The 13,525-nt window shown below is 73.3% G+C and carries 10 protein-coding genes; 8 read left to right on the top strand and 2 right to left on the bottom strand.

The features are described from left to right. Nucleotides 1-15 precede the first annotated feature (15 nt). From QP939_RS35350 to QP939_RS35320, 7 genes are all read left to right on the top strand, one after another. The gene (locus QP939_RS35350) at nt 16-933 is read left to right on the top strand and encodes an ABC transporter substrate-binding protein (RefSeq protein WP_285450679.1); all 918 of its coding nucleotides are present in this window, start codon (nt 16-18) and stop codon (nt 931-933) included. Nucleotide 934: 1 nt separating this feature from the next. Then, a complete protein-coding gene (locus tag QP939_RS35345; protein WP_285450678.1) occupies nt 935-2,248 on the top strand; it encodes an NtaA/DmoA family FMN-dependent monooxygenase in 1,314 nt (437 codons plus the stop codon). A gap of 273 nt (nt 2,249-2,521) precedes the next feature. Then, nucleotides 2,522-5,392: an ATP-binding protein gene (locus QP939_RS35340; protein WP_285450677.1), complete on the top strand. Its 2,871-nt coding sequence runs from the start codon at nt 2,522-2,524 to the stop codon at nt 5,390-5,392. 49 nt (nt 5,393-5,441) lie between these two features. After that, nucleotides 5,442-5,636, top strand: a complete 195-nt coding sequence (locus QP939_RS35335) for a hypothetical protein (protein ID WP_285450676.1) — start codon at nt 5,442-5,444, stop codon at nt 5,634-5,636. A gap of 29 nt (nt 5,637-5,665) precedes the next feature. Beyond that, nucleotides 5,666-9,820: a carboxypeptidase regulatory-like domain-containing protein gene (locus tag QP939_RS35330; protein ID WP_285450675.1), complete on the top strand. Its 4,155-nt coding sequence runs from the start codon at nt 5,666-5,668 to the stop codon at nt 9,818-9,820. A gap of 54 nt (nt 9,821-9,874) precedes the next feature. After that, a complete protein-coding gene (locus QP939_RS35325) occupies nt 9,875-10,792 on the top strand; it encodes an SAM-dependent methyltransferase (protein ID WP_285450674.1) in 918 nt (305 codons plus the stop codon). Between the two features lie 279 nt (nt 10,793-11,071). Further along, nucleotides 11,072-11,323, top strand: coding sequence for a hypothetical protein (locus tag QP939_RS35320; protein ID WP_285450673.1), 252 nt, complete (start codon nt 11,072-11,074; stop codon nt 11,321-11,323). Nucleotides 11,324-11,326: 3 nt separating this feature from the next. Here QP939_RS35320 and QP939_RS35315 read toward each other — a convergent pair whose 3' ends face one another. Continuing rightward, entirely contained in the window at nt 11,327-12,142 is an 816-nt protein-coding gene (locus tag QP939_RS35315; RefSeq protein WP_285450672.1) for a hypothetical protein, read from the bottom strand. A 10-nt stretch (nt 12,143-12,152) separates the two neighbouring features. After that, nucleotides 12,153-12,599, bottom strand: coding sequence for a peptidase inhibitor family I36 protein (locus tag QP939_RS35310; RefSeq protein WP_285450671.1), 447 nt, complete (start codon nt 12,597-12,599; stop codon nt 12,153-12,155). Nucleotides 12,600-12,778: 179 nt separating this feature from the next. On the opposite strand from QP939_RS35310, the gene QP939_RS35305 reads away from it, so the two are divergent. Next, on the top strand, nt 12,779-13,513 hold the full coding sequence (locus QP939_RS35305; protein WP_285450670.1) for a helix-turn-helix transcriptional regulator: 735 nt from the start codon (nt 12,779-12,781) through the stop codon (nt 13,511-13,513). Nucleotides 13,514-13,525 lie beyond the last annotated feature (12 nt).

Genomic DNA, 13,525 nt, shown 5'->3' with positions numbered 1-13,525 from the left:
CGAGGAGTGTGGCACGTGGGCTGGAACCGGACCCTTCGAACGGCCGTCGTGGTGGTGGCCGCCCTCGGCCTGGCCGCCTGTGGGGGCGGGGGCGGCGACAAACCCGCCGCGCAGAGCAAGGGCGGGGCGCCGATCGTCGTCGCGTCCTTCAACTTCACCGACAGCCAGATCCTCGCCGAAATCTACGCCCAGGCCCTGGAGGCCAAGGGCTATCCCGTGACGCGGAAGCTGAACCTCGGCTCGCGGGAGCTGATCTACCCGTCCCTGAAGTCCGGTGAGCTGCAGTTCATCCCGGAGTACCAGGGCTCGGCCATCACCACCGGCTTCGGCAAGGAGCCGGTCAAGGACGCCCAGGGCGAACACGAGCAGCTGGCGAAGCTGTTCGAGCCCAGCGGCATCTCGCTGCTGGACTTCGCCGCGGCGGAAGACAAGAACACCTACATCATCAAGGCCGACCTCGCGAAGTCCAAGGGCATCACGACGATCGGCGACCTGAAGAAGCTCGACAAGGTCGTCCTCGCCGGCGGCCCGGAGTGCGAGAAGCGCCTGACCTGCTTCAAGGGCTTCACCGACGTCTACAAGCTGACGAACGCGACCTTCCAGACCGTGCAGGAGATCGGGCCGCGAGTGCAGCAGCTCGAGTCCGGCGCGGTCACGGTGATCCCGGTCGACTCGGTCAGCCCGCCGGCCGGTGACCCGAAGTACGTCGCGCTCAAGGACGACCTGAACATGGTGCCGACCGAGAACGTCGTGCCCGCGGTGAACAAGAAGGTCCTCGACGAACGCGGGGCCGACTTCGCCAACGCCGTCAACGCCGTGAGCGCGAAGCTGACCACGGACATCATGCGCGAGCTCAACAAGCACGTCGACTCCGAGGGCGAGCAGGCCGCCGACGTCGCCAAGGACTGGCTGTCGCAGCAGGGCCTCGCCTGAGATGACCGCGGGACAGCTGCACTTCAACGCCTTCGTATGGCCGAACGGCTACCACGAGTCCGCCTGGCGCGTCGTCGACGACGACGTCCGCGGCGTGCTCGGGCTGCCGTACTACGCCGACATCGCGCGCATCGCCGAGCGCGGCCTGCTGGACACGATCTTCCTGGCCGACAACATCGCCATCGCCGAATACCGGGCCACGCACCTGCCGCAGACGCAGTTCGACCCGATCTCGGTGCTGTCCGCGCTGGCCGCGGTGACCAGCCACATCGGACTGATCGGCACCGGCTCCACGACGTACAACAAGCCGTGGGAGCTGGCCCGCCGGTGGGCGACCCTGGACCACCTCAGCGGCGGCCGCGCGGGCTGGAACATCGTCACCACCATCACACCGCTGGCCGCGGCGAACTTCGGCGAGCGCGCCCATCCCGACCACGCCGACCGCTACACCCGCGCGCACGAGTTCGTCGACGTCGTGACCAAGGCGTGGGACAGCTGGGCCGACGACGCCGTGGTCGGCGACCGCGAACGCGGCGTCTGGGCCGACCGCGGCAAGCTGCACCCGCCGCGGTTCCACGGGCAGTTCCACGACGTCGAGGGAATCCTGCCGTTCCCGCGGTCACCGCAGGGGTGGCCGGTGCTGGTCCAAGCCGGACAGTCCCCTGCGGGCGTCGCGCTCGCGGCCCGGTACGCCGAGCTGGTGTTCTCCGGACCGCCGTCACTGGAAGCGGCGGCGGCGTTCCGCGCCGATCTCCACGCGCAGGCGGCCGCCGCGGGCCGGGACCCCGCGCACGTCCTGGTCCTCCCCGCGCTGATGGTGACCCTGGGCGGCACCGAAGCCGAGGCCCAGGAGAAGGCCCGGCGGCTGGAGGAGCTGGCGAGCCCGGAGTTCCGCTGGCAGAACGTGCTGTACACGGCGGGCCTCGACCCCGACGGCTTCGACCCGGACGTCCCGCTGCCCGCCGAGCTGTGGACCGGCGACGCGAACGTGTCCAGCCGAGCCGAGCAGCTGTTCGCCGCCTCGCGTGCCCAGCCGGACAAGCCGTTGCGGGAGGTCGCGCAGCAGCTCAAGAGCGGCGCGGGGCAGTCGCACTTCGTCGGAACGCCCGAGCAGCTGGCAACGCACATCCTGGCCTGGCAGGACGCGGGCGCGGCCGACGGGTTCACGATCATGGGCTCGACCCTGCCGTACGAGCTGACGGCGTTCGTCGACCACGTGGTGCCGATCCTGCAGCGCAAGGGCCGGTTCCGGACGGAGTACACGGGGTCGACGTTGCGGGAGAACCTGGGGCTGCGACGGCCGGGCGTGGGCTGAGAACGCGGGGAGCGCGATGCCGGGCCGGGGGCGCCCGAACGGAACTCGCCCCCGAATGACGGCCGCCATCGCCGCGCGGGCGCGGCAGCCCTGCGAGCGATGAGCGGCCGAGCCGGGCCAGGCGCGACCGGCCCGAGCGAAACAGCCGCTGCCGGTTTTGTCGGGAAACCGTTGGGCGGACGTGTGAAACAGAACCCGCGCCCTTGCCTCCCGAAGCCCGGCCTGCCGAGAATCCTCCGAAAGCAGACCCAGCGGCAGGGAACGGGGAGACAGGTGACGGCAGGCGCACGCGCCCTCCCCGACGTGGGCACGCCCCGCCTCATCGGCCGCGACCACGAACTCGCCCGGCTCACCGCCGCCCTCACGGATCCCGGCGTCGTGCTCGTCTCCGGTGAGGCGGGCATCGGGAAGAGCCGTCTCGTACGGGAGCTGCCGCCCGGGCCCGGGGTGCTCGTCGCCCGGTGCCCGCCGCTGCGGGAGGCCCTCACCCTCGGGCCCGTCGTCGACGCCCTGCGCCAAGCCCGGCCCGGCGTCGCCGACCTCGCGCTGAGCCCGCTCGCCGGCACCCTGCGGCCGCTCTTCCCCGAGTGGGACCTGCCGCCCGCGCCGGACGCCCTCAGCGACGCCCGCGCGGCCCGGCACCGGCTCCTGCGCGCCCTCGCCGAGGTCCTCGACCGGCTCGACGTCGGCGTGCTCGTGGTCGAGGACGTGCACTGGGCCGACGAGACCACTCTCGAGTTCCTGCTCTTCCTCGCCGCGCGCCAGCAGCGGCGGCCGGGGCTCGTGCTCACCTACCGGCCCGACGAGGTCGGCGACGACAGCCTGCTGCTGCGCCTGTCCTCGCGCTACCCGCGTATCACCCTCGGCGCCCTCGACGTGGACCAGACCGCGGAGCTCGTGTCCTCGATGCTGGGCGACGAGCGCGTCTCCGAGCCGTTCGCGCGCTTCCTGCACCGGCACACCGACGGCATCCCGTTCGCCCTCGAAGAGTCCGTGCGGCTGCTGCGCGACCGCGCCGACCTGATCCGGCAAGGCGGCGAGTGGATCCGGCGCTCGCTCGACGAGATCGCCGTGCCGCCGACGATCCGCGACGCCGTCGCCGAGCGGCTCGTCCGGCTGGCGCCCGACGCGCAAGCCGTGCTCAAAGCGTGCGCCGTGCTCTCGACGGCGGCCACCGACAACGATGTCACCTCGGTCAGCGGGCTCCCGGCTGACCGGGCCGGGCGCGCGATCGACGAAGCCGCGCGCAGCGGCCTGCTCGTGGAGGACGACCGGGGCCGCCTCGGCTTCCGGCACCTGCTCGCGGCCAAGGCCGTGTACGACGGCATCGGCGGGCGCGAACGGCGTGAGCTGCACCGGCGGTCGGGCCGGGCACTCGCCGAGCGGGATCCCGCGCCGGTCGCCGTGCTGGCGCACCACTTCCGCGAAGCGGGCGAAACGGCGAAGTGGTGCGAATACGCCGAACGCGCGGCGGATCTCGCGCTCGCCTCCGGCGACCACCACACCGCCGTGTCCTTCCTGCACGGCCTGCTCGCCGAACCCGAGCTACCGCCGACGGCGGTGGCGCGGCTGGCGCGCAAGACGCCCCTGTTCGCCTTCACCGGGTACCTCGGCCGCGTCGACCTCGTGCGCACCGTGCGCGGGGTGCTCGACAGCGCGGTGCTCGACCGCCGCGAGCGCGCCGAGGTCCGCAGCCAGCTCGGCCGCCTGCTGATGCACGCCGGCGACTACACCACCGGCGCCGCCGAACTGGCCCGCGCGATCCCCGACCTCGCCGACAACCCCGTCGCGGCCGCGCAAGCGATGTCGGTGCTCGGCCGTCCTGCCGGCACGGCGTGGTCCGCGCAGGAGCACCGCGAATGGCTCGACCGCGCCGAAACCGTCATCACCTCGGCCGTCCCGGCGGCCGAGCGGTTGTCGTTCGTCGTCGACCGCGCCACGGCGTTGCTGGAGATGGGCGACGAAGCGGGCTGGGCCGTCGCCGCGACCGTGCCCGACGACGACTCCGCCGACCCGCTGCAGATCGCCCGCGGGCTGCTGAACTTCGGCGACGCGGCCGTGCACTGGGGCCGCTACGGCGAAGCCCGCGCCAAGCTGACCCGCGGGGTCGAGCTGGCCGAACGGCACGGGCTGGAACGCCTGCGCGACATGATCCTCGCGACGCTCATCCACCTCGACTGGCTCACCGGCGACTGGGCCGGGCTCGCCGACCGCGTCGCCGGGTTCGCCGACCTCGCGGAAGAACCGCTGATCCAGCTGGACACGACGATGGTGGGCGCCCTGCTCCAGGCGGCCACCGCGCCGGATCCCGACGTCGAGCGGAAGCTGACGCTCGTGCTCGACGACGCCCGGGCGCGCGGGATCGCCGACATGCCGCTGGAACCCGCCGCCGCGCTCGCCCGCGCGCACCTCGCGGCCGGGCGGGTCGCGGAAGCACTCGAAGTCACCGACGAGCCGATGGCCGTGGTGGCGCACAAGCAGATCTGGCTGTGGGCACGAGAACTCGCACCAGTGCGCGTGGAAGCGCTGCTGGCCGCCGGACGCGACGCGGAGGCCCGGCGGCTCGCGGAGGAGTTCGCGGCGAGCCGCAGCGGGGCCACGGTCGCCGCCGCGGCCCTGGTCTGCCGGGCGTTGCTGACGCGGGCGAGCGGGGACCACGCCCGGGCCGCGCGGGAGTGGGCCGACGCCGCCGCCGCGTGGGAAGCGTTGCCGCGGCCGTACGACGCGTTGCTGGCCCGTGAACGCGAAGCCGCGTGCCTGCTCGAGAGCGACGACACCCGCGAGGCGGGCCTGGCGCGGCTCGACGAGGTGCTGCTCGGGTTCGAAGCGCTCGGCGCGGGTGCGGGCGCCGAACGCGTCCGCGCCACGCAGCGCGAACACGGGGCCGCCACGGCCGTCTGGCGCGGCGGGCGGCGCGGGTACGGCGACCAGCTGTCCCCGCGCGAGCTGGAAGTCGTGCGGCTGCTGCTGACCGGGCTGACGAACCCGGAGATCGCGCGGGTGCTCTCGCGCTCGCCGAAGACGGTGGCCGCGCAGTTGAACTCGGCGATGCGCAAGCACCGCGTCACCTCGCGCACGGCGCTCGCGGTGAGCGCGACGCAGGCCGGGATCAAGCCCGCGACGCCGCGCGCGGCGGCAGATTAGGTCATCCGCCCAATCGCGAACACTCCGTGCGCGCCCGGATACTTCGCCGGTGAACGCGACGAGACCCGGCGATGACCGCCCGGTGGACGGCACCACGGACACCGGCGGCACCGTGCCTCCCCGGCCCGCCGCGGGCACCGATCCCCACCCCTCCACCCCGGACCACGCCGAGCCCGGCGAGGTGTCCGGCCGCGTGGCCGGAGCAGGCGGGCGCGACCTGCCGGCGGGGTACGAACCCCTCTAGCCTCCGGCCCGAACGGAAAGGATTCCCCCTTGAGAGTCCCCCGGGGGCGCCTGCTGGCGCTCGTAGTCCCGGTGCTCGCCGGCTGCCTGGGCTTGGCACTGGTCGCCGGCACCACCCAACCCGACGGCGCCACGGCGGGCACCGCCGTGGCGGCCGGTGCCGGGCACACCGCGCTCGACGCGGCCGCCACCTCCGGCGACGCGAAGCCCGCGGCGACCGCCAAGGCGACCGAGGCGAGCACCGGAAAACCCGCCGCGAAGCCACCGAAGGCGCTGTACGCGCCGACCGGCTGCAACCCGGCCAAGCCGAAGCCGTTCACCGTGACGTGCAACTCGCTGCTCAAGGCGGGCTCGGACCTGCGCCCGCTGACCAGCGCCGCCACCCCGCTGCCGGATTCGCTCGGCCCGGCCGACATCCGCGCCGCCTACGACCTGCCCGACGGCGGCGCGGGCAAGACCGTCGCCATCGTCGACGCGCTCGGCGACTCCCACGCCGAGTCCGACCTCGCCGTGTACCGCGCGCAGTTCGGGCTGCCCGCCTGCACCACGGACAACGGCTGCTTCCGCAAGGTCGACCAGCGCGGCGGCACCGCCTACCCGGCCGACGACGACGGCTGGGCGCAGGAGACCGCGCTCGACCTCGACGCCGTGTCGGCCGCCTGCCCGGCGTGCCACATCCTGCTCGTGGAGGCGGATTCGACGAGCCCGTACGACGTCGTCGTGGCCGTGGACAAGGCCGTGCAGCTCGGCGCGAAGTTCGTCTCGAACTCCTACGGCATCGACGGCGAGGACCCCGAGCAGGGCACCCTCGACTCGCACTACAGCGTGCCGGGTGTCGCGATGGTCGCCTCCACCGGTGACCACGGCTGGAACAAGCAGGACTGGCCCGCCTCGAACCCGGACGTCGTCGCGGCCGGTGGCACGAACCTCTACCGCGACCCGGCCAACCCGCGCGGCTGGAGCGAGCAGGCCTGGTCCGACGCCGGTTCGGGCTGCTCCCCCTACGAGGCGAAACCCGCCTACCAGCAGGACGTGACGACCGGGTGCGCGAACCGCGCGCTCGCCGACATCTCCGCCGTCGCCGACCCGGCGAGCGGCTTCGCGATCTACGACACCGGCACGACCGGCGGCTGGGGCCAGGTGGGCGGCACCAGCCTGTCCTCGCCGCTGATCGCCGCGATGTACGCGCTGGCCGGTGACCCGCGGCCGGGCACCAACCCCGCCACCTACCCGTACTTCAACCACGGCAACGACCTCTACGACGTCACCGGCGGCACCAACGGCTCGTGCGGCACCGTGCTGTGCACCGCGGGCCCCGGCTGGGACGGCCCGACCGGGCTCGGCTCGCCGCACGGCGTCGCCACCCTGGCCTACACTCCACAAGGGACGGTCGACGGGCACGTCCGCGACGCCGTGGGTGCGGCTGTCGCGGGGGTCACGGTGACCGCGACGGGGCAGGTGACCGGCAACGTCTACCACGCGACGACCGACGCGCAGGGCGGTTACCACCTCGCCGTCGCCGCCGACTCCTACCGGGTCGCGGTGACCCGCTTCGGTTACGAGAGCGGCAGCGGTGAACTGTCCATCGTGGACGGTCAGCGGGCGACCGCCGACTACGCGATCACGAAGATCGCCACGCAGACCGTGTCGGGCACCGTCACCGACGGCTCCGGCCACGGCTGGCCGCTGTACGCGAAGATCACCATCGACGGCTACCCCGACGGGGCCGTCTACACCGATCCGTTCTCCGGCCGCTACACCGTCGACCTGCCCCAGGGCGCGGACTACCGGCTGCACGTCAGCCCGGTCCTGCCCGGCTACCGGCAGGCCGACCCGAAGGTGACCGTCGGCGGCTCCGGCGTCCACCAGGACTTCACCGCCGCGATGGACCCGGACGCGTGCACCGCGCTCGGCTACGGCCACGCCGCGCTGACGCGGTTCGACGGCTGGGTCGGGGCCACGCCGAAGGACGGCTGGACCGTCACCAACGCCGATCCGGCGTCGACCGGGTGGACGTTCGACGACGGCAACGAGTTGTTCAACTTCATCGGCACCGGCAACTACGCGATCGCCAGCCCGATCACCCGCGACGGCAAGGCCGAGGACACCACGTTCCTCTCGCCGAACCTCGACCTGACCGGGGACAAGGCGCCGGTGCTGTCGTTCGGCGGGCTGTACGTGCCGGACGGCGACAGCGCGATGGACGTCGACCTGTCCCTCGACGGCGACACGACGTGGACGAACCTGTGGCACCACGCCACGGACCTGGTGCAGACGCCGGTGTCGATCCCGCTCCCGCAGGCCGCGGGGCAGGGTTCGGTGCGCGTGCGGTTCCACTTCCGGGGCAGCGGCAACTCGCTGGGCGAGCTCGACGACGTCGTCGTCGGGTCGTGCTCGGCCGGGGTCGGCGGCCTGGTGGCGGGTGTCGTCAGCGACGCGAACACCGGCCAGCCGCTGAACGACGTCACGGTGGCCGACGCGGGCCGCTCGGCGGTCAGCGCGGCGACGCCCGAGGACGCGGCGCTGCCGGACGGCTTCTACGAGCTGTTCGACACCACCGGCGCGCACCAGTACACGGCGACCTCGCCGCGGTACGCGTCCCCGGCGCTGGCGACCACGACGGCGCTGAACTCCGTGGCCCGCTTGGACGTCAAGATGCAGGCCGGGCGGCTGGCCGTCGGTTCGCCGAGCCTCGCCGTGAGCAAGACGATGGGCCAGGTGGCGACGCAGACGGTGCCGCTCACCAACTCCGGCACGGCGCCGCTGCACGTGTCGCTCGGCGAGCACGCCACCGGGTTCACCGCGGTCGACGCGTCGGCGGCGGCCGGGTGGCAGCCGATGGCGAACGTCCCGGAGTTCACCTACCAGAGCGCGCTCGGGGCGTACCAGGGCAAGGTCTACAGCGCGGGCGGCATGCCGATGCACATGCTCTCGCCGTCGGCCCGCAGCTACGTGTACGACCCGGTCAGCGCGGCGTGGTCGCCCATCGCGGACATGCCGGAGCCGGTGATGCGCGCCGCGGCGGCGTTCCTGAACGGCTCGCTGTACGTCGTCGGCGGGGCCGGGATGCCCGGGCTGCTGGCCACGACGTACGTCTACCACCCGGTGACGGACACGTGGTCGCGGGTGGCGGACCTGCCGGCGAAGCTCTACGGCGCCGCGGCGGCGACGTTGGGCGGCAAGCTGTACGTCGTCGGCGGCTGCGCGAGCGTGTGCGGCAAGGACCCGGTGAAGTCGGCGTTCGTTTACGACCCGGCTCGAAACGCCTGGTCGGCGCTGCCGGACTACCCGGAGGCCGAGAGCGACGCGGCCTGCGCGGGTGTCCACAGTGAACTCGTGTGCGCCGGCGGGTACGTCGGCGGCGTCACGAACATCAAGTCGACGTACGTGTTCAAGCCGGGCACCAGCGGCTGGACGAAGGTCGCCGACGCGCCGTACGAGGTCTCGCAGATGGCCTACAGCGGAGCGAACGGCAGGCTGCAGCTGGCCGGCGGCTCGACCGGCAGCGGCGCGGTGACGTCACCGGCGGGCGAGACGGCGCACACCATCGAGTACGACCCGGTGAGCGACAAGTGGTCGTCGCTGCCGGACCTGCCCCAGGAGTACTACGGCGGTGGCCGCGGGGCGTGCGCCCTGTACCAGGTCGGCTCGTTCGTCCCGGCCCTGCGCACGACGGCGATGCTGCCCGGCTACGACCAGTGCGGCGACGACGACGCGGGCTGGCTGTCCGAGGCGAGCACGGAGCTGGACCTGGCACCGGGCGCCACGGCGAAGGTCTCGGTGACGATCGACTCCGGCAAGGTCACCCAGCCGGGCAAGTACACGGCGACGATCGCGTTCGACACGGACACGCCGTACGCCGTGGCGACCCTGCCGGTCTCGCTGCAGGCCGCGCCGCCGAAGGCGTGGGGCGAGCTGGCCGGTGACGTGACCGACGCCGCGTCGGGCGCGCCGATCGCGAACGCGACGGTGCAGGTCTGCACGATGGTCCACAACGGAGTGTGCGGCGAGGTGTCGTACACGGTGAAGACCGACGCGCACGGCCACTACCGGCTGTGGCTGGACAAGGGGTACAACCCGCTGGTGGTCACGGTGGCCGCCAACGGCTACCAGCCGCAGTTCCGGCAGACGAAGGTGCAAGCCGGGCAGGCCACGGTGACGAACGTGGCGTTGCCGAAGATCTAGGCGAAAACGGGCCCGCCGGGACGATCCCGGCGGGCCCGCTCGCCGGGTGGCGCGGTGCCGGGAAGACTGGCCGACGTCGTGAGCCGCCGACGTCAGGAGGAAGCCGTGCCGCAGGGAGCCGACCGGACCGCGTTCGGGCCGATGGTCATCGTCGCCGCCGACCAGTACGAGCCCCGGCCGCTGATCGTCGACGACGTCGCCCGCCGGATCCTGCCCGGCCCCGCCCGGGCGGCGGTCGCGCTGAGCGCGTGGCGGCCCGCGCGGCGGGCGCTGGTTTCGGCGACGGAGAAGCGGATGCCCGGGCTGTGGGCGAGCATCCTGTGCCGCAAGCGGTTCATCGACGACCGGCTCCTCGCCGCCGTCGAGCGGGGTGTCGACGCGGTCGTGATCCTCGGGGCGGGCTTCGACACCCGCGCCTACCGCCTCCCCGCGCTCGGTGACCTCCCGGTCTTCGAGGTCGACCTGCCGTCGAACACGGCTCGCAAGGCAGCGGCGCTGCGCCGGGCGTTCGGCTCGGCGACGAAGCCGGTCACCCTGGTCCCGGTCGACTTCGAAACCCAGGACCTCGCCGAAGAACTCGCCGCCCACGGCTACCGGAGCGGCGCACAGACGTTCTTCGTCTGGGAGGCCGTGACGCAGTACCTGACCGAGGCCGCGGTGCGGCGGACGCTCGACGTCCTCGCGGCGGCCCCGCCCGGCAGCGGGCTGGCGTTCACCTACCTCCGCAAGGATTTCCTCGACGGCACCGAGACGTACGGCGCGCGGGCGGCTTACGACGAGTTCGTGGTCCGGGACGGTCTCTGGAAGTTCGGACTGCACCCGGACGAGGTCGGCGAGTTCCTCGCGGGCCACGGCTGGCACGAGGTCGAGCAGTGCGGCCCGGCCGAGTTCACCGACCGCTACCTGCGACCCGGCGGGCGGGCGCTCCCGGTGTCGGAGGTCGAGCGCTCGGTCCACGCCGAACGCCGCTGATTTCGCGCGGGTCGCGACTGCGTGACGCGCTCGGCGATGCAACCCGACGCCCTCCCTGTCCCGTCTCGGAACCAGACGGGACAGGGAGGGCGTTGTGCGAATACTGGCTACGGCTTGCGGGTTGGTACTTCTGGTGTCGTTCGCCGGAGCTTGCGGCGGCGGTGATCAGGCGTCCGGGACGGGCCTCTGCTCCCCTTCGTACGCACCGCGGGAGTCGTCGAGCGCGGGCCGCTGGCCAATCCGAAAGGCGGCCCGGGGCCGGAAACCCGCACCGCGGACGTGGCCGCGATCAAGAAGATCGCCGCCGCCGCGTGCTCCCTGCCGACCCCGCCGGACGACATCGCCTGCACCCTCGAACTGGGCCCGAGCTTCGAGCTGCGGTTCGTCGACACGCGCGGCCAGGCCACGACCCTGACGGCGGCCGCCTACGGCTGCCAGTTCGTCGAGGGACTGGACACCCGCCGCTTCGACGCCGGGCCCCTCTGGCAGGCAATGGCCGACGCCGGGCTCCCGGCCCCGAACCGCCGGTGACGATCAGCCGTTGGTCGTCCGCGCCGCCGCGAGCTGCCGCTCCTTGTGCTCCCGCTCGCGCGTCAGGTCGTCGGCGTGCTGCCGGATGAGGACGTCCTGCACCGCGCGCTCGACCCCGACCCACGTCCCCACCCACTCGGCCCGCTCCTTGCACCGGACGTCCTGCGTCGCGACGGCGATCTCGTGCGCCGACGCCCGGCCCGCGCGGAACGCCGGGTCGGTGATGGCGGCGTCGGGATCGGCGTAGGCGAACCCGGCCGCCGCCATGCACCGCGACCACTTCGCCGCGGCCGCGGTCACCGGCGGGGTCGTGCGGGCGACCTCCAGGCTGCGGCCGCTCAGCCCGAAGCTCACCGGCTCCTGCCCCGGCTTCGCGTCGGGCGCGAGCGTCCGGTCCGCCTCGCCCGCGCAGCCGCCGGACGGCCCGCCGCGGCCGGTGATCATCGCGACGACGTCGGACGGCGGCCGCTGCGTCGGCGCCGGGGAGCGCCGGGTGAACACCGCCGGGTCGCGGTAGCCGAACTCCGCGGCCTCGCGCGCGTCGACGAGCCCGTACCGCCGCGGCTTGGCGGCGTCGCGCACCGGATCGACCGCGGGGAACGTGAACGTCAGCCCGTGGGCCGCCAGGCACCGCTCCATCAACGTGTTGCGCGCCTTGATGACTTCCAGTTCCTCCACCGGTGTCAGCAGCGTCCGGTCGAGCGGGAGGTCGACGCCGTGCACCGTCGCCGCGGCGGGCACCTTGGCCAGCGCCTCGCCGAAATCGGGCTCGGGCGGCGTCGCGCAGGCGGCGGCGGTGAGCACCACCGCCGCCGACACGATCGCGCGGCTAATCCTGGTCGCGCTGGGCACAGTCGCTGAAGATCGACGGCGCGGCGGGCCACTTGAAGCTCGCGTTGTTGTTCTTCATCGTGGCGTTGAAGTTGCCGCCGCCGTACGCGCCGAACGACTGCGACGCCACGCTCCCGTTGCAGCCGCTGTTGTAGTAGACGGTCGCGGTCCACTCGGCGTTGTTGACGACCGAAGCCGCGTTGTTCTTCACCTGGACGCCCCGGCCGTTGGTGCCGCCCCACCGGAACAGCTCGTTGTCGAGGTTACCGTCCGAATAGGCGTAGTTGGCGAGCGCGCCGCCGAAGTTGCTGTTGAAGTAGAAGCAGAACTGGAAGTCCGGGCAGCCGTGCAACGTCGCCGCGGACGCGGCCGGTGCCGCCAAGGCGGTGCCCCCGACCGCGGCGACGAGGACCGCGAGCCCGCTCAATACCCGTTTCGCGCGCATGGGATCTCCCGATCGTCGAGGGCACCGGTGGTCGGCGCCGTGCGCACTCCACGTGCGACCACCCCGGGCGGTTGATCCCGGTCGACTGTGACGCGCGTCACCACTCAGGGCCGGTAGGTCCCGGACGACGTCGACGGCTCGTCAACCCGTCGTCCACTTCGGACCGGCAGGCTCGGCCCATGAGCATCGACGTTCCGGCCGACCCGGAAACCGCGGGCCTGGTGGTCGGCCTGCTGCCGCGGGACGAGGGGCCCGCCGACCCGCTCGGGTTCGGCCCGCCCGCCGACGTGGTCAGCGCGTGCGTGTTCGCCGACGACCCCCTCGAAGGCGAGAACCTCCTGACGCCGCTGCGGGCGTCGCCCGAGGTCCAGGTGCTGCCCGCGGACCGGCACGCCGGGGCCGACGTCGTCGTGGTGGCCGCCGGGGCCGTCACCGGCACCCTGCTCGACGCCGTCGAAGACCTGGCCGCGCGGGCGGAGAACCCTCGCCGGCGCCTGGTGCTCGTGTCCGGGCCGCTGCGCGGGTCCCAGCTGGCCAGGGCCGTGGGCTGTGGCGTTGTGGGCATCCTGCCGCGCGCGACCTGCACGCCGTCGGTGCTCGTCCGCGCCGTCGTGGCCGCCGCGAACGGGGGCGCGGTCGTGCCCGAGGCGGTCACGCGCTGGCTGCTCGACGAGGCGCGGACGTTCCAGCGGACGATCCTGACCGGCCAAGGCCTCACCACGGGCGGGCTGACCCGCCGCGAAACCGAGGTGCTCCGGCTGCTCGCCGAAGGCCTCGACACCGGGGCCGTCGCCGCCCGGCTCGGCTTCTCCGAGCGGATGATCAAGAAGATCCTCCAGGACGTCACCCGGCGCCTGCACCTGCGCAACCGGACCCACGCGGTCTCCTACGCCCTGCGCGCCGGCGCGATCTGAGCGTCGACGCGA

It is taken from the genome of Amycolatopsis nalaikhensis (genome assembly GCF_030264295.1).
GTDB classification, from domain to species: Bacteria; Actinomycetota; Actinomycetes; order Mycobacteriales; family Pseudonocardiaceae; genus Amycolatopsis; species Amycolatopsis nalaikhensis.
The sequence above is the reverse complement of the archived record's forward strand: the minus strand, read 5'-3'. Positions and strand labels throughout refer to the sequence as shown.

What these genes read in the sequence shown, in the direction of transcription:
- QP939_RS35345 (WP_285450678.1), top strand. Translation starts at nt 935, where the DNA reads ATGACCGCGGGACAGCTGCACTTCAACGCCTTCGTATGGCCGAACGGC.
- QP939_RS35310 (WP_285450671.1), bottom strand. Translation starts at nt 12,599, where the DNA reads ATGCGCGCGAAACGGGTATTGAGCGGGCTCGCGGTCCTCGTCGCCGCG.
- QP939_RS35305 (WP_285450670.1), top strand. Translation starts at nt 12,779, where the DNA reads ATGAGCATCGACGTTCCGGCCGACCCGGAAACCGCGGGCCTGGTGGTC.